15 protein-coding genes are annotated in these 15,860 nt (G+C 46.4%); 4 read left to right on the top strand and 11 right to left on the bottom strand.

Translation table 11 applies throughout. The features are described from left to right. Nucleotides 1–40: 40 nt before the first annotated feature. From NDI33_RS04295 to NDI33_RS04265, 7 genes are all read right to left on the bottom strand, one after another. Nucleotides 41–1,042 (bottom strand): glycosyltransferase family A protein, encoded by a 1,002-nt coding sequence (locus NDI33_RS04295; RefSeq protein ID WP_190674596.1) that lies wholly within the window; start codon nt 1,040–1,042, stop codon nt 41–43. A gap of 72 nt (nt 1,043–1,114) precedes the next feature. Then, complete coding sequence (locus tag NDI33_RS04290; protein ID WP_190674593.1) at nt 1,115–2,422, bottom strand: O-antigen ligase family protein; 1,308 nt, start codon at nt 2,420–2,422, stop codon at nt 1,115–1,117. An 87-nt stretch (nt 2,423–2,509) separates the two neighbouring features. After that, the gene (locus NDI33_RS04285) at nt 2,510–3,877 is read right to left on the bottom strand and encodes a hypothetical protein (protein ID WP_348245618.1); all 1,368 of its coding nucleotides are present in this window, start codon (nt 3,875–3,877) and stop codon (nt 2,510–2,512) included. Nucleotides 3,878–4,892: 1,015 nt separating this feature from the next. Next, nucleotides 4,893–6,200, bottom strand: coding sequence for a ribulose bisphosphate carboxylase small subunit (locus NDI33_RS04280; protein ID WP_190435472.1), 1,308 nt, complete (start codon nt 6,198–6,200; stop codon nt 4,893–4,895). A 133-nt stretch (nt 6,201–6,333) separates the two neighbouring features. Next, nucleotides 6,334–6,669, bottom strand: a complete 336-nt coding sequence (locus NDI33_RS04275; protein ID WP_190411165.1) for a ribulose bisphosphate carboxylase small subunit — start codon at nt 6,667–6,669, stop codon at nt 6,334–6,336. Nucleotides 6,670–6,765: 96 nt separating this feature from the next. Beyond that, nucleotides 6,766–7,164, bottom strand: a complete 399-nt coding sequence (locus NDI33_RS04270) for a chaperonin family protein RbcX (RefSeq protein WP_190411164.1) — start codon at nt 7,162–7,164, stop codon at nt 6,766–6,768. 92 nt (nt 7,165–7,256) lie between these two features. Beyond that, nucleotides 7,257–8,687, bottom strand: coding sequence for a form I ribulose bisphosphate carboxylase large subunit (locus NDI33_RS04265; protein WP_190411163.1), 1,431 nt, complete (start codon nt 8,685–8,687; stop codon nt 7,257–7,259). A gap of 271 nt (nt 8,688–8,958) precedes the next feature. Between NDI33_RS04265 and NDI33_RS04260 the strand changes: the two genes are divergently transcribed. From NDI33_RS04260 to panB, 4 genes are all read left to right on the top strand, one after another. After that, nucleotides 8,959–9,684: a hypothetical protein gene (locus tag NDI33_RS04260; RefSeq protein ID WP_190674591.1), complete on the top strand. Its 726-nt coding sequence runs from the start codon at nt 8,959–8,961 to the stop codon at nt 9,682–9,684. Nucleotides 9,685–9,842: 158 nt separating this feature from the next. Next, on the top strand, nt 9,843–10,955 hold the full coding sequence (locus NDI33_RS04255) for a two-component regulator propeller domain-containing protein (protein WP_190674589.1): 1,113 nt from the start codon (nt 9,843–9,845) through the stop codon (nt 10,953–10,955). 92 nt (nt 10,956–11,047) lie between these two features. After that, nucleotides 11,048–11,581, top strand: coding sequence for a hypothetical protein (locus NDI33_RS04250; protein ID WP_190674586.1), 534 nt, complete (start codon nt 11,048–11,050; stop codon nt 11,579–11,581). A gap of 85 nt (nt 11,582–11,666) precedes the next feature. Then, the gene (panB, locus tag NDI33_RS04245) at nt 11,667–12,455 is read left to right on the top strand and encodes a 3-methyl-2-oxobutanoate hydroxymethyltransferase (RefSeq protein ID WP_190536396.1); all 789 of its coding nucleotides are present in this window, start codon (nt 11,667–11,669) and stop codon (nt 12,453–12,455) included. A gap of 127 nt (nt 12,456–12,582) precedes the next feature. Here panB and NDI33_RS04240 read toward each other — a convergent pair whose 3' ends face one another. From NDI33_RS04240 to NDI33_RS04225, 4 genes are all read right to left on the bottom strand, one after another. Beyond that, the gene (locus tag NDI33_RS04240) at nt 12,583–12,960 is read right to left on the bottom strand and encodes a hypothetical protein (protein ID WP_190674583.1); all 378 of its coding nucleotides are present in this window, start codon (nt 12,958–12,960) and stop codon (nt 12,583–12,585) included. Nucleotides 12,961–13,129: 169 nt separating this feature from the next. Then, complete coding sequence (locus NDI33_RS04235) at nt 13,130–13,498, bottom strand: hypothetical protein (RefSeq protein ID WP_190411157.1); 369 nt, start codon at nt 13,496–13,498, stop codon at nt 13,130–13,132. 264 nt (nt 13,499–13,762) lie between these two features. Further along, complete coding sequence (locus tag NDI33_RS04230; protein ID WP_190524572.1) at nt 13,763–14,023, bottom strand: hypothetical protein; 261 nt, start codon at nt 14,021–14,023, stop codon at nt 13,763–13,765. 81 nt (nt 14,024–14,104) lie between these two features. Next, nucleotides 14,105–15,733, bottom strand: coding sequence for a mechanosensitive ion channel family protein (locus NDI33_RS04225; RefSeq protein WP_190536398.1), 1,629 nt, complete (start codon nt 15,731–15,733; stop codon nt 14,105–14,107). Nucleotides 15,734–15,860 lie beyond the last annotated feature (127 nt).

The following is a 15,860-nucleotide window of genomic DNA, read 5'->3' as shown; positions in this document are numbered from 1 at the left end:
CTTCTAAATTCCCTTGCTTTGGTCGGTTTTCAAACTAAATTCAGGGCGTCTCCTTACCGATATTTGCTAAATTTTTACTCCAGCGTTGATATCTAAAATCACGAAATTTAGTAGATATCTGCCGAAAATAGTTAGCGAATTTAGGGGAAAGCGATCGCATCACCAGCCATTTCAGCAGTAAGCGCTGAGCGCTGCTATTTAGGAGCATTTTTGGATACAAACGAACTGCCGTTTTTAGTTTGTAACCCGCTTGCTTAACTGCATCAGGATCTGCTTTACGAGTTAAATAAAGATCGGCGAGGTGCTGATAAACATTTGCTAAACTCTGGTTCTTGAGAGATTGCAACTCTGCTGGCGCTTCCTGAAAAGCCTTTTCAAGAGCCATCAGATTATATTTTTCCCTAACCTCTATTTTGGAAGAAATTGAGCCAGGTACTTGACGATAAAAAATTTGATGTTGAGGAACCAGAACGTAAGACCACTTAGCTGCTAACCTGAGCCAGTAATCCCAATCATGAGTAGATTTCAGTTCTGGGTCGAGTTCCCCAACGGACTCAATTGCTTGCTTGCGAATCAGTGGGATTGAACCACAAACTAGAAAATTGCTAACTAATAATTGTGGATAAACATTCCCTTCAAAATATACGGGTTGCTGCACATATAAGAGTTTTCCTTTTTCATCTATAAAAGAAGTCCAGCTATAAGCCACTCCTGCTTCTGGGTGCTTTTGTAATTCTGCAAGTTGTAGTTCTAGCTTGTCTGGTGTCCATAAATCATCTGCATCAATAAAGGCAATAAATTCACCTTTAGCGTGAGCTAAACCGCGATTGCGAGCGACGGCGGCTCCGCCATTTTCATAGACAAATACTTTTATCCGTTCATCAACAATTCCTTTAATCAGTTCTACGCTTTTGTCACTCGACCCGTCATCAACTAAAATTATTTCCAAGTCTGAAAATGTTTGTTGCTGAACAGATTTAACCGTTTCCAAGATTGTTTGTTCAGCATTGTAGACTGGAATTATCACTGATATTACTGGCATTTATTTTAACCTTTGTATAAGTCTAATCAAAAAAAATACTACCTTAATTCGCCTCAATCATTAGTAGATTGTTTAAAGTTCGGTTTTGACTCTATAACCGTTTTCAGGAATATTAGTTTCAGTGAATAAAAAACTGGGAAATTTTTCTTTAATGCTAATTCCTAACATAACTAATCCAGGCCAATAAACATAGGCAAGAGCCTCTATATTTTCTCCAAAGGTAAACATAAATATCACCAAGGTTATACTTAATCCTACTTGTGCAACTCGACTGCTTTGCGACTTTATTACTAAATCTATGAAGCTCCAAGCCAAGGGAATGACAAGTGCTGTAAACCCTACAATTCCTTTCGTTACCAGAAGGCCAAACCAAGTATTGTGAGAACCGATTGGCTTGAATGTTGCAACAGCAGGCCCTTTAAATTCACCAACGCCATGTCCCCATATAGGAGCTTCTTTCCAACGTTCTACTGCTAGGCGAGCCAATATATCTCTCACTCTGGAAGAGCCTGCTCTTGCCTGGTAGAACATATCTGAGAAAGCTCTAAATGAATTGATTAGCCACGAAGAAAACACTCCCATAATAAAACTGGAGATTCCGGCTATGAGTTGTATATAAGGTTTCGTAAAATTTGATAAAGCCCAAGTAGAAAATATGACAAAAGGAAGAGATACAATACCTAGGCGCGAAACCGAACCCACAATCATTGCAACCGCGCCAATCATGCCAATGAATCGCCATTTTTTGTTCGATTCTTGCGCTGCTAGAAAGAAATAGATATTTCCTACCATTCCCAAGGCGGGTGCCCAGGGCGTAAACAATTCAAGGCGAACTCCACCTCCTTCAGGATCGAGACCGTAGAGGTTCACACTGTAGTAAGCAAGACCGCTACGTTCTATGATCCGCAAAGGGGAAGTGTAGATATGAGAAGGTAGGTGTAATCTAGACGCTGTATAGCAAACGATCACAGCAATTAAGCTTTGCAGACAAAGTATGCAAGCTGCTCTATAAATTATCTGTGGTCGAATTTTTAAACAGCCTGCAAGAGGAAATAACGCTAAGGGAGCATATCTTACAACCCAATTGATTGATGAGTTAAGAATTTTGCCTAATCCTAGATTGAAGTTCATGTGAGCAGCAATTAAAGCCACCTCCATGACTAAGATACAAATAATCCACACCCAGATTGTTGTGGGAATGGTTATTTTCTCCTCAGTTGGCGTATTCTCGGTTTGGCTCCACAGTTTCTTTCCTACACGCCACAAGAAAAACCAAGCTAGTATAGGCACTAAGGTCATTTGTAGCCCAAGAATGTGAATTACATAAATCCAGGTAATGTAATACCAAATCAACTTTTCTTCAAGATTTTGAGGTTTCATTGATATCTGGTTCATGCATCTTGGGTCTAATCAAAACAATATTGTTGCTGCGGTTTATCTCCTGAAATCTGAATCGATTTCCAGTGATTACGGACTGGTATCCAAGTAGGTATGTTTAACTAGCGTAGAAGACCGAGAAATTTTGCGATCGCGCAGCCACAGTAACAGTAGCCCATTAGTACAAAACAAGGAACCTAAGGCTGCACCTAGCAGAACTAATTTCTTATTGGGGGCACTCGCAGAAGTTGGAATTGTAGGCTCTGTAAAGATTTGAAGTTGGGGATAAGAGGAAGATATATTCGACTTGCTCAAATCCAATCTCGCTAAAGTAGAAGAAAAAACTGCTTCGGCAATTTGCACATCTCGCATCAGGTCGGCTAATGAAACCTCTTGCTGTGCAAGTGACTTGAGCCGATTCTCAAGTAGAGCAAGCTGTTGGTTGAGCGATCGCGCTTCTGCTTGGAGTCCTTGTGCCTCTGTCTGCACTGTCACTAACTCTAGGAAAAGAGCATCCCGCGAGGTTCCCGATCCACCACTTTTGCTCAGGTTAAGTTCTTCTAGACTTGCTATCGTAACGGGTCGCTTTAAAAGAGATCGCCCCTGCCTCAGTAAAGCCGTTTGAGCGGCATTTAGCTTTGCCTGCTGCTGAATTAGAGCAGGATGATCGGGTAAAAACTTTGATTGCAAAGCAACGAAGAGGCTGTTCGCTTCACTATAGTCTTGTAAGTATTGTTGAAATAGGGAGTCGGCTTGAAGAACAAAAGCATCTGCTGCTTGTTTAGCCGATAAATCTAAGCTACTAGATAGTCCTTGCAAACGAGCATTGGCATCTTGCTGTTTAGCTAATACTTCAGCCCGCTGTCGGCGTAGCTGTTCAATATTTTGTGAAAGGTTCGTAAGTTGATCCGTAGAAGTTAAACCCGAACGCGCTTTGTACTCAGATAGGCGTGTTTGCGCTGCTTTTAATTTTTTTTGGGACTCCCCAAGGGTGGATTGTAGCGTTTTATCCTGCTGAGCGGCTTCTTTAATTCTCAGTTCGTTGATTTTTACTTGCAAGGCTTCGTAGAGCGCTAAAGATTTTTTATAAGCTTCTTCGGGAGTCGTTCCTTGAAACTCAAAAGTCATCAGCGTGGTGTTGTCTAATACTTTAGCCCTGGGTTTACCAAAATCTTGCAAGGGCATATTGAGCTTATTAGCAGCAGTCTCCAAGACCGGCTTACTGAGAGCTAGAAATTTATAGTTCTCTCTGGGATCTTGATTCGTACTCATGTAGGGAGAGTCGCTTTTAGAGGAAGCTTGCCCAATCCCTGGCAGGTTGATATTGCTGGCTGAACCGGCTGAGGGTAAACTAAGCGCTAACTCAGTGCTGTAATTGGGTTTGGTAACTTTTATATAATATAAAGCTCCTCCCCAAATAGCTGCATTAGTTAATAGTCCTAAGACTAAGTAACGCATCCAATTTCCTTGAGACCTTGTCGATTTTGGGGAAGATTTAGAAATACTTGCAGAGTCAGTAATAGCCAAATCTTCATGGGGAGAGGTAATCGGGCGTTTCATAGTCAAAGAATTAGGCTTACACTAGGGTTATTGCGATTGTTTGTCTCTTTGAATAGCTAGGCTCAAGGACTGAATGGCAATCTTGATTCAATAGTTTTGTATAACCTTCGCTTATTAGAGTATACACAGCCTTTACTTCGCTACTTTTTAGGAGTGATTTATCATTGCTCCCGTGAAGAGATTAAGATAAAACGCTTTGATCTTTTCAGTCTCAAACAACAGCTAAAATGCAATTTTAAGAGCTATTTAGAAACTACTAAAAAGCCTTTTGATTGACTGCAATTGCAACATGGAATGTTTTTCTATCCACCCTATAATTTGTTTTTCGCTTTTCGCATTAGAAACACCCGGAAAAAGCTTAGTTACTCGTATTTAAGAACAGCCTACATTTCGATGAAATGATTCGGTTTAAGGAATCATTAAATATAATTTTAGTGTCATCTCATCGTAAGGGGCTTTACATAGCGAAACATCAGTCCAGAGGATGATTATGGACTGCATGATTTTTTTTAACCAAAGTGCAAATCTAGCGAACTAAAAACGTGTCGGAAGAGCCACAGGCAGCTTGTTTGAGCGATTCCTCGTGAGATAGCGATCGCTCTGTTACGGTGACAAGTAAAGTGATTAAGCGATCGCTATCTCAGCAATGAAAACTTCATCAAAAATTGCACAAAAATCGTGCAACTTCACCTAAACTTTACAGAAGTTGGATTGATTTTGTGATTCGATGAGACTCTATATCTTAATCACGATCGCTCACTTCGTTACTGTAAATTTATACCGCAAAGGGCGACGAAATTAACAAATTTTTGTTCCCATGCCGCTCTTATTGAATTATCGATTCGCCAGGATAAACAAAAGCGATCGCCCCAACAGAGCGATCGCTTTCCCCGCAAATACTACACTACAAACGTTAACTATTCGGACGTTGGATAATCGTTTCTGCAACGCGCCGCTTGGCTTTGGGGTCAATGCCAATGAAGCGCACGTACTCCCCATTATGCTCGCTCAAGCTAGCTTCCAAAGCAGCGATCGCTTCCGATGCATTTGTTGTCTGAATGGGATCGCCGCTTTGCCAAGATTGGCTGCGGAACCGACGTGCATTTGCGTGTTCTATACCAATGCGATAGCCTTGGGCAAGTAGATCCCGGATCTGTTGCTGCACCTGTGGACTAATTCGGGCACTATTTACCTGAGTGTTGCTGCTGTGACCGTTACCTCGGTCGGACTCATGGGGGTGCGATGGCTCGTTCGCCAGTTCATTACGGACAACGGTCTTCCGATTTTCCGGGGGTATGGATGACATCTGAGGCACATCCCTAACTTCTGGAGTCACGGAGCGTCGGCTTGTATTGTACTCCTCTACCAAGCGTGAATTCTGAACTCGCTGCTGTTCTTGAACCATCAGGTTGCCAAACTCGATTAAGCGAGAAAGAGTGAAATCAGGCTTTTTGAACACTGGTGGTCCTTCAGCACTGTTTACTACCCTAGTAGAAACCCGGTTAATCCCAATGTCGTGGATGAAAGAGCGGATTTGTTCATCGTAAATGCGCGATCGCACTGCACCAAAGAAATCAATCGCTTGATCGGGAAAACGATCGACTAACTGTTCAATCTGACTGCGAGATAATCCATCTGGCTCAAAAATGCCTCCGACGATGCCAATCTTGTCATCTCTATCGGGTTCCCAGTGGAATTTTTCCATCCGACCATCCCGAATCAACGGCGCATACAGGGTGGCGAAGTCATTGCCTGTGACAATAATCGGCACTCTGGGTAGCGGCGTGGAATCATAACTGCCAGGAAGTTGCACATCTGTAGGTTTATCAGCAATATTCATCAGCGTGCCATTCACCAGCTGAGTATTCACCGTATATTGGGTGCCTTGATCGAAGCGCCCTGCCCCAGCATCCAAATCATTGATCATTAGCACGCACATCTTGCCGCGCACCTTGATCAAGTCTGCTGCTTCCCGATAGCGCAGGCGGATCAAACGCCCGGGATCTCCTGCATCTGGACTTTCCAGTTCCCCTGCCGACATATGGACAGCTTCAATGCCCATCCGCTCAAATACTAATTCACACTGAAAAGATTTTCCCTCTCCCTTCCGTCCGTGAACTCCGAGAATCAGAGGAACTCGTACTCCAGGGAGGTCAAGAAAATTTTTGGTGATATGAACCGCCAGCTTGTCTAAAAAGCGGGGAGAAATGTAGTAGGTCATAGTCTGTTAAAGTGAATGCTCCGATTGCTAGGCATCAAACAAACAAATTGGAGAGGTAGATTGCTCTGCCTCTCCAATTTTGCACGAGTTAACGATGAGTAGGTTGGGCAGTGCCCACCTGACTAATTAAGGTTTAGTAACCTCTTTGGTTTGGCTTCCCAACGATGAAGCTGAGAACTTGGCACTGCTTGATGTTATCAAAGCCCATGACTCGGACATAGGCGTTGGGGTTCTCAGAACGGCAAGCTTTGATTTCAGTGAGAACTTCTTGGGTTGTCGTAGCATTGAACAGAGGCAGTTTCCACAATGTCCAGTAGTGCTGTTCCGGTGCAGAACTATCGCTGAATTCAACCCCTGCAATATAGCCTTGGTCGAGGATGTATTGGATTTGCTTGTTGATTTGCGCGTCGGTAAGCGCTGGCAAATAGGAAAGAGTCTCGAAACGAATCTCTTTAGGCAGAGTTCTCATAGTTGTGTGGTCTTCCTTGTAGGTATGTCTGCTAAGTGGACGCTTGATGCGGTCTAACGTCCAAAGTTGAAGAGTTCTGTCAGATGACGGTCGAGGTTATCCAGACTCGCCTGGTGATTCAGTTTGTTGTTCCGGCTGGAAGCTGGGGTCAGGTAAAGTAAGTAGCGTAATTCGCTCGAGATGTTGACGCCGATATTCGATATTAGATTTCTCAATACCAGTGCGAGTCATCTCAGGTAAAAAGTCTGCTACTTCCTCTGCAAGATGCTGGCGCACAGTCATAATCCGAAGCGCTAACTCTGGATTTTCTTTGAGTAATTCCTTGACGTAGGCTTCTCCATCTTGGATGACGCCCGTTTTAGAAAAGTTACTCAGCCAAATTGCCAAAGGAGGATTTGTTTCGCTCAACTGAGCCACGATATTTTTCACTGCCTGATAAGTCAGGTAGCTAATCAGTGTCTTAGCCGTGTCTTTGGCAATTTGCTTGAGATCCATATTTGACCCCAGACCTAAAGAGTTCTGAATTTTGAGTGTTGAGTTTGTTTAAGTTTAACTCAGCACTCAACAATCATGACTCTGTCATTAGATTACAGAGTATCCATTGCCTCGAACTCGAACTTGATTTCCTTCCAAAGTTCGCAAGCAACCGCCAACTCAGGACTCCACTTACAAGCTTCGCGGATCACGTCGCCGCCTTCGCGCATCAGGTTGCGACCTTCGTTACGAGCTTGGACACAAGCTTCCAAAGCAACACGGTTGGCGGTTGCACCAGGTGCGTTACCCCAGGGGTGCCCAAGGGTTCCACCACCGAACTGCAAGCAGGAGTCGTCACCAAAGATTTCCACCAGAGCAGGCATGTGCCAAATGTGGATACCACCAGAAGCCACGGGCATCACACCAGGCATAGAAGCCCAGTCTTGGGTGAAGAAAATACCGCGAGAGCGATCTTCTTCAATGTGGTCTTCACGCATTAGGTCAACAAAGCCCATCGTGATGCCTTTTTCGCCTTCCAGTTTACCAACGACGGTACCGGAGTGCAGGTGGTCTCCACCAGACATCCGCAGACACTTGGCGAGAACGCGGAAGTGAATACCGTGGTTCTTTTGACGGTCAATCACAGCGTGCATAGCGCGGTGAATGTGCAGCAGGATACCGTTGCGGCGGCACCACTTAGCGAGGGTGGTGTTAGCAGTGAAGCCACCCGTCAGGTAGTCGTGCATGATGATCGGTGTGCCGATTTCCTTAGCGAATTCAGCCCGTTCCATCATTTCTTCGCAGGTGGGAGCAGTCACGTTTAGGTAGTGACCTTTGATTTCACCTGTTTCAGCTTGAGCTTTTTCGATGGCTTCTTGAACGAACAGGAAGCGATCGCGCCAGCGCATGAAAGGCTGGGAGTTGATGTTTTCGTCGTCTTTGGTGAAGTCCAAACCACCGCGCAGGACTTCATAGACGGCACGACCGTAGTTCTTAGCTGATAAACCGAGCTTCGGCTTAATCGTACAACCCAGCAAAGGACGACCGTACTTATTCAGTTTGTCGCGCTCAACGGTAATCCCGTGAGGAGGGCCTTGGAAGGTTTTGAGGTACGCAACAGGAATTCTTAAGTCTTCCAAGCGCAGCGCACGTAAGGCTTTGAAACCAAACACGTTGCCCACCAGAGAGGTCAACAAGTTGGTAACAGAACCTTCTTCAAACAAATCCAGGGGATAAGCAATATAGCAAAAATATTGGTTGTCTTCGCCTGGTACTGGCTCGATGTTGTAGCAACGACCCTTGTAACGATCCAGGTCTGTCAGCAGGTCTGTCCATACTGTTGTCCAGGTACCTGTGGAAGATTCAGCAGCAACAGCAGCTCCAGCTTCTTCTGGAGGAACACCAGGCTGAGGCGTAACCCGGAAAGCCGCCAAGACATCAGTATCTTTGGGGGTATAGTCTGGGGTGTAATAGGTGAGTTTGTAATCTTGAACCCCGGCCTTATACCCAGTCTTTGTCTGAGTTTTTGTTTGAGAGTAAGACATGTCTTCCTTCCTGAGGGAATCCTGAATGTTGTTACGGGTTTAAGCGATCCCATAACTTTTTTCTTTATTAATTTTTAACTATACCAGCAAGGTAATAAGTTGATATTCTAATCTTCTTTTTGTAAACATAAGCTTTACTTATTGCCTATAAATCTATAGGTTTTGTTACAAATAAAGACTTGACTTTTGGAAACAATTAGTAAATGAATAAAAATCACTGAAAATAGCGATCGCGCACCGAATATTATAGGGTCGTTGTTTTTTGTTGGGAATGCTAAAAAAAGTTTCTCTCCTAGCCGCATCCTTGATGCTGGGAGCGTGTAGTGCAATCGCTGTATCCAACCATCTGCCGCTGAGTACATTAACCGATGTGACGGCCTCTCGCCGCGATCCAGCTTCCATCGGGACTCAAGCAGCCCCATCCATGACAGCGCTACCAGAACCTCAGTGCCAAGGAGAAATTCCCAAATCGCTCGAAGCAAGCTTGGGCAAGTATCGCTTGGCGCAAGAATCGGACTTTGTCGCTTCCATTCGTGCCTACGAGCGAGAAAATCCCGGACAGCGAACGACTTGTAGCATTTTCACTGCTGACTTCAACGAAGACAAGCAGAAAGATTACGCTCTATTGTTAGTCAACCCTAAAAATAATAATTTTCGATTTTTGATCGCCATTAGCCAGAGCAGCGGACAGTTCGATTCAGCCGTGGTTAAGGATTTCAGCCATCTTCCAGACCCCTCAGAAGGCACTATTTACACAGCGATTAGCTTCAAACCATCCGGAGAACTCGGACCAGCCGCCCGCGAATATTCTCCTTTGAAATATGGAACATCCGAACAGCAAATTTTTAAAGCAAAACCAGCAATTGAACTCTGGAAAGCACTCCCAACTGATTCAGCCGGTGTCCCTCAATATTTAGAAATTGGCACCCTTGCATACTGTTCAAATGCTTTCTACTTTGTCAATGGCAAACTAAAAACATTTGGCGTTTGTGATTAATTTGTTGAGTACATATACTCAAGTTATGCAATCTGCGATCGCGACTTCGTTCTAATTTTTCAATCTGTCGCTAACACAGGCTTAAATGTAGTAGGAACTTATATTTCAGCTAAATGAAGAGAGGCACGTTAGCAAAGCCTCTTCTAAGGAGATTAGCGATGGCATTCTTGAGTGAGCGTATCGGTTTGTTTATTAGTGCTACGCTGCTTTCTTTAAGCCTACCAGTATGGGGAATCATCCAATCAGATTCACAGACCCGTGGTAGTGGCGTACTAGCTCAACAATCTACGGAGGTAGACCGGGGAGATGACCTACTCACCTATCCACCCTCATCGCCGCCGCCTGGAGGTCGTCCCTTGCCCCCCGAACGCCGACGGCAAGAAGCCACCCCCCTACCCGCAGATTTTCGCGTCACTGCATTGCAACCGGGTTATACCGGCAGTCTCTGGGTTGGTTCCTGGCAGAGTTTAGCGCGGATAAATCCGAGGACAGGCAATGTTTTGGCTCGAATTGCTCTACCAAACTACACCATCGGCGCGTTAGCGCAAGACCGAGTGGGACGAGTTTGGGTGGGAACTTACGAAGGACTGCTGCGTGTAGATCCCCGTAGCAATGAAGTGACGGCGCAAAATTTCACCTTACCGTCTAACCGGGTGTTGTCGCTATTGACTGACCAACGGGGTTATCTGTGGGTAGGAAGCGATCGCGGTCTTGCCATGATCAGTCCCGACCAGGGATTGTTAATGACAACGGTGCAAAAGCTTCCCGGCGTGTCAGCGAATGCCCTCACCCTCGACCGCGAAGGTCAGTTATGGGTTGGAACCCTAGAAGGATTAGTGCGAATTAATACCGCCAATGCCTTTGTGATGAAGCGGCTGAGGGATATTCCCGGCACCACAGTGCAAGCTCTCACCCTAGATTCACAGGGACGGATTTGGGCAGGAACGCCCAGCAGTTTGCTAGTCATTGACCCGAAAACCGGGGATGTGCTGCGGTCGGTGACGCCACTCAGGGGACGCAACGTTACCGCCGTGCGCTTTGCCCAAGATCGGAGCGTTTGGGTGGGGACAGATAATGGTTTATTGAGATTGAATCCGGATACGGGTGCGGTTCTGGATCGAGTTGGCGACCTCCCCTCCAGTCGGATACTTTCTTTATCAACAGATGTCGCCGATAAGTTGTGGGTGGGAACCAGTGAAGGACTCGCTTGGATTAGCTTGACGACGGGGCGCGTGACCCCACACTTAGCTTTCGTTCGGGGAGAAGAGTAAACAATTTGTCAACCTCTAGTTTGACGGAATAAGTCAGCGGGAAGTTGAAGTCTGTTACAGGTTGTTTGAGTCATTAACAGATTGACGCTTCCATGCTGAAAAAATTTGCCAAAACCGTTGTAAGTGCAGCGATCGCTGCCACAGCTTTCTCTGCGATCGCTCAAGCTGCTAGTCCAGCAGACATCCGGATCAATACCATCCGATTAGAAAATACCCTTGATGCCAGTGCTAACGTGCGACTGGGTTACTTTGAAGTCCCCGATCGAAACACGACTGTTTCTGCTTTCGGGGGTGAGATGCGCCGCTACGATGTCCACATGGCGCGGATGATTGCCTTGAGTCATCGATTCTACTGTCAGCAACCCTACTCTGCTGGAATTGAAAAGGTTGTCGTTTGGGACTACCGAGCCAACAATGGCAGAATCGATATGGGTACGTTCAATATGCCTTGTACTCTGGTAGAACAGGTAGTGAACACCTATGGTCTTGGTGGAACCGTGCCGATGGAAGTCGAACTGACTGACGGTTCTGTAGGAGTTTTTAACATCCAGACCCTAGAGATTGAAGACGGCTGGGAAACTGAGGATTTTCTAAGATTTGTGCAAACGATGAAACCGGAGCGCTGAAATAGTTGTTAATTTTTACAAGTAGGGTGGGCGCTAGCCTATCCCTACCAATGATTAACAACCTTCTCAAAATCGCATCTAAAAAATGGCAGTCACCACCCAGCAATTAATCCAGTGGAAACAACAGGGGCGTCCCATTGTCGTGTTAACGGCTTGGGATTATGCGATCGCGCAACTTATAGACGCCGCTGGAGTGGATGTGATTCTGGTGGGGGATTCCCTAGGGATGGTGGCACTCGGTTATCAGACAACCCTGCCGGTGACGCTAGATGAAATCCTACACCATGCCTCCTCCGTGCGTCGCGGTGTCAAACAGGCGTTAGTCGTGTGCGATTTACCATTCTTGAGTTATCAAGAAAGTCCTCAGCAAGCGATTCACTCAGCTGGGAGAGTATTAAAAGAAACTGGCGCTCAGGCGGTGAAAATGGAGGGAGGATATCCGGCAATGGTGGAAACAATTGCCAGAGTCGTGCAAGCAGGCATTCCGGTGATGGGTCATGTGGGTCTGACTCCCCAATCGGTACATCAGCTAGGCTACCGACAGCAGGGGAAAACACCAGAAACGGCAGAGAAAATTTTACAAGAAGCGATCGCGTTGGAACAAGCAGGTGCTTTTGCGATGCTTTTGGAGCATATCCCATCCGATTTGGGATTGCAGATTACGCAAAAATTATCGATTCCGACGATAGGAATTGGGGCTGGGGTGCATTGCGATGGACAGGTACTCGTTACCGCCGATTTGCTGGGACTCTCCGAACGCCAGCCGCCCTTTGCCAAATCTTACGCCAATTTGCGAGAAACAATTACCCAAGCAGTGCAGAATTACGGTAGCGAAGTGCGATCGCGACAGTTTCCTGATTCCCCACAACCCTAAACAGCATTGCTAGATTCTGATTGAAACGCCAAGAATAGCACCAAGGTACGCGAAGGGAATCCTGATTCTGCGTACCTTTGCGTTATTAACCTCTGCGTTTTTTGTATTGAAAAACAGGCTTGTGTGGCTAGGATACTGGATCTAAAGGTTGGCAAAAATTTTCCACACCCTGCTGAGCCACATACATCAAAACGGGCGTTACTAAAGGGCTTGGGCAAAGTTTTGTGGCTGCCAAATGTCCCATCATCCGGGCAAACTTTCCATTAACCAGCTCGTCGCGAAATTCTTCTTGGCAGATAACAGCGCGGCATTTTTTACTTACAATAGGCAACCATTCAGCGTTCGCTATCTCTGGTTGCTGTCCTACTCGAATGGCTAGCACCATCGCCGCATCTTCTAAATCTCCTTCACAATCCTCGATTACATCCAAAGCTGCTAGAGCGTCTGGATAATCTGCCAATTCGGAGCGAAAATTTTCAATTTCTGCTGATGTAACGATAGTCATGAGATTGTTGTTAAAAGTAGCCAATCTGGAACTCAGATTGGCAATTACAACTATTGTGCCAAAGCATTGCCATTGTGCGAAAAAAAAAGGGCGGGCACTGCCCACCCCCACTTGTTTGTAGAAACACCGACTTATCCCATCTTCTGGTAATCGGTGAAGCTTTTATCGCTTAGACGCCTACCAGTTCCAAGGCTTCGGAACCGGCAAGCTGTCGAGCGATCGCAAGACGTGTTTCCAGCTTGGCAACGCTAAACTGGTTGCGGAGATACTCCAGGTGAGCCACCGCATTGGCTTTTTCAGCACTTAAGCGCATCATCGTATTCAGCGCCTGCTGATACTCCAAATTCACCATCAGTAATTCAAAGCGACGCGCCTTGCGTTGATTGTCATTTTTCAAATCTTGCTCAAATGCCACCGTTTTGTCAGCATTGCCTTCCATGCGGTTAATCACCAGATGAGCGGCGGCAAGCTGAGCATCCACTTCATTCACAGTATGAGCAGCTTGAGCGATCGCAGCGGGATATTGACTCAGTTTCATTTGCATCTTCTTCTTGAAGAATACTTGTTGTAGAAAAATCTGTACTAGTCCACCGAAAGCGGACTTCCGTAGCGTCGGTAGGCGAACGGCACTGCCTTGTCCTAGTGTCGTCCGGACATGAGAAGCTGTAAAAAATTTGTACTAGCCTTCATGAAAGGCGGCTGCGTTCTTGTAGCCCCACCCTCGCCGGATTTCGACTTCAAACCGGAGGGCGGGTTTACAACAACGATTGCTGAAATGCCAAATCAGTTGGGTATTCCGCCTCTACGCGACTAATTCCTTGAGCTGCTTCGGCGTCACTGGCACATCCAGATGAACGCGCTCTGGTTGCAGATTTGGTGCTTTTTCCAAAACTTGGACTTCAATATGGACAGCTACCAGGTAAGAACCGGCATCCGCTCCCACCGCTTCGGCAATCAAACTCGCCAAGTCTGGGCGTTCAGCAGTGATAGGGTTTCTGAGAGTGCAACGATCCCAGTCATGCTGAGCAGTCGGATTCAGGCTGAGAATGTAGTGCTTGGTCATGGCTTGAATACTTGACTCCATGTGGGGTTCAGGCGGTTTCTCGACTGGATTTGCCTACCTTTCTATTATAGTACATCCGTACTAAATTGGCGAGTGAGATTCGTGTTCATCCATCTGAGATTTTGCAGGCAGAGAACGGTTAAACCAAATCTCCTGTTGGGGTAGCGGGATTGGAACACCCGCCTCATCAAAGGCGATTTTCAGGCGGCGGCGGAACTCCCGCGCCACATCCCATTGTTTCAAGGGCTGGGTTTTAATCCATACCCGAATCGTGACGCCCCGTTCCCCAAAATTATCGACTCCTAGGACTTGGGGTTTTTCCAGAATTTGCTCTTGCCATGTCACGTCACGGCTCATTTCTTGGGCAATGGTGTCAATCAGCTTCAGCGCCTGATCGACATCGGCATGGTAGGCGACAGGGATATTTAAGTCTGCCCGCGACCAGTTGCTGGAAAGATTAGCGACAATTTTGATTTCACTGTTGGGAATCGTAATCAATCGACCCTCAGCATCGCGTACCTGAGTAATCCGCAGATTGATGTTTTCTACCAAACCGCCTACGTCGCCTACAGCAATCACATCGCCAACCGCATACTGGTCTTCCACAATGATTAAAAACCCATTAATCGCGTCCTTAATCAGGTTTTGGGAGGCAAGAGACACCGCAACGCCAACCAAGCCAGCACCGGCAAGTAAGGGGGCAATCTCCACGCCTAATGTCGTCAGGGCGACCAAGCTACCCACTCCTAACAAGACTAGGGTGGTAATACTTTTGGTGACACCGGAAATTGTCGAAACTCGCAGTTGCAAACGGCGGGAGGCTTCGGGCGTGAGTAAATAGCTGTTGGCTAAAGCGCCAGCGAAGCGGTCGATCAAGACGTAGCTCAAACGTATGACAACATAAGTCCCTAGTCCCACGATCCCCAGTCGCAAAGGGATTTGGAGAACGTTGAGCATCAAAACCTGTAGGATGCGGGTGTAGGGAAATAAACCAAGCCCGATGAGGGTTCCCCCGCCCCAAATACTGGCTTGCGCCATTTGATACAAGCGGCGCTGAACTTCTTGTAAATTCCCTTGTTGTTGTTGAGCCAGCTGGGTTGTGACCGGATGACCTGTAGGTGTAGTGGTGGTGCCGGTTAACCGTTGTCGCGATCGCTTGGAAGTACTGTGAATCGCGCAGCTACTCACAATCATTGCTACCAAAAACCCGCCCGCGATCGCACCTCGACGAGTTAAAAACTGCGGTTGTCGCTCCCGTTTCGCCCGTTTCAGTCCTTCTTGCAAGGATTCTTTGAGCTTTTCTGCCCGTGTATCTAAGTCTCCCCCTTGTAAGTCGGCATCGGGTCGTGTCACTGTCAGCAGGGGTTGGTCATTGACATAGATGACTGGCAAATTATTTTGCTTTTTGCTCTCAATTTGGAGTTCTGAGGAATCCTCCTGCAAATATTGGCGACTAATTGTTTCCAATCTCTGCTGAATATCTTGGATACGTGCGGGTAATTCCGACTGGGGTGCGGCGACTTGAAACAGACAGCGACCATCCAAGCGGATGCAACCAGACATGATTCGGCTTTGTGCATCGCTACTGGGTAGGCTAAGTGCGGGCAGTTCCAAATTCTGCGGAAGTGGAATTTGAGCTTGGATTGGAGATGCTACCCAACCAGTCAACAGAATTGTTCCAGCGATCGCCCAAGAAGATTGAGAAGGCATTTCAAACCTCCGAAATGCATTGAACACAGGTATTTGGGTAAACTTAAGTACATTTGCTTACTTAAATAATCCCCACCCAGCCTAACAACCCCTTTGTCAGGTAACTTCACACCAAAGCGAGAAGTTA

Origin of the sequence: Trichocoleus sp. DQ-A1 (assembly GCF_039961955.1) — a bacterium.
Taxonomy (GTDB): Bacteria; Cyanobacteriota; Cyanobacteriia; order Cyanobacteriales; family FACHB-T130; genus FACHB-T130.
This window is presented reverse-complemented; position numbering and strand designations above follow the sequence as displayed.

Bases quoted from the DNA above. Each gene is read 5' to 3' on its own strand.
- NDI33_RS04240 (WP_190674583.1), bottom strand. From the start codon at position 12,960: ATGACTATCGTTACATCAGCAGAAATTGAAAATTTTCGCTCCGAATTG.
- NDI33_RS04295 (WP_190674596.1), bottom strand. From the start codon at position 1,042: ATGCCAGTAATATCAGTGATAATTCCAGTCTACAATGCTGAACAAACA.
- NDI33_RS04255 (WP_190674589.1), top strand. From the start codon at position 9,843: ATGGCATTCTTGAGTGAGCGTATCGGTTTGTTTATTAGTGCTACGCTG.
- NDI33_RS04265 (WP_190411163.1), bottom strand. From the start codon at position 8,687: ATGTCTTACTCTCAAACAAAAACTCAGACAAAGACTGGGTATAAGGCC.
- NDI33_RS04270 (WP_190411164.1), bottom strand. From the start codon at position 7,164: ATGGATCTCAAGCAAATTGCCAAAGACACGGCTAAGACACTGATTAGC.
- NDI33_RS04230 (WP_190524572.1), bottom strand. From the start codon at position 14,023: ATGACCAAGCACTACATTCTCAGCCTGAATCCGACTGCTCAGCATGAC.
- NDI33_RS04290 (WP_190674593.1), bottom strand. From the start codon at position 2,422: ATGAAACCTCAAAATCTTGAAGAAAAGTTGATTTGGTATTACATTACC.
- NDI33_RS04260 (WP_190674591.1), top strand. From the start codon at position 8,959: ATGCTAAAAAAAGTTTCTCTCCTAGCCGCATCCTTGATGCTGGGAGCG.
- NDI33_RS04285 (WP_348245618.1), bottom strand. From the start codon at position 3,877: ATGCGTTACTTAGTCTTAGGACTATTAACTAATGCAGCTATTTGGGGA.
- NDI33_RS04235 (WP_190411157.1), bottom strand. From the start codon at position 13,498: ATGAAACTGAGTCAATATCCCGCTGCGATCGCTCAAGCTGCTCATACT.
- NDI33_RS04280 (WP_190435472.1), bottom strand. From the start codon at position 6,200: ATGACCTACTACATTTCTCCCCGCTTTTTAGACAAGCTGGCGGTTCAT.
- NDI33_RS04225 (WP_190536398.1), bottom strand. From the start codon at position 15,733: ATGCCTTCTCAATCTTCTTGGGCGATCGCTGGAACAATTCTGTTGACT.
- panB (WP_190536396.1), top strand. From the start codon at position 11,667: ATGGCAGTCACCACCCAGCAATTAATCCAGTGGAAACAACAGGGGCGT.
- NDI33_RS04275 (WP_190411165.1), bottom strand. From the start codon at position 6,669: ATGAGAACTCTGCCTAAAGAGATTCGTTTCGAGACTCTTTCCTATTTG.
- NDI33_RS04250 (WP_190674586.1), top strand. From the start codon at position 11,048: ATGCTGAAAAAATTTGCCAAAACCGTTGTAAGTGCAGCGATCGCTGCC.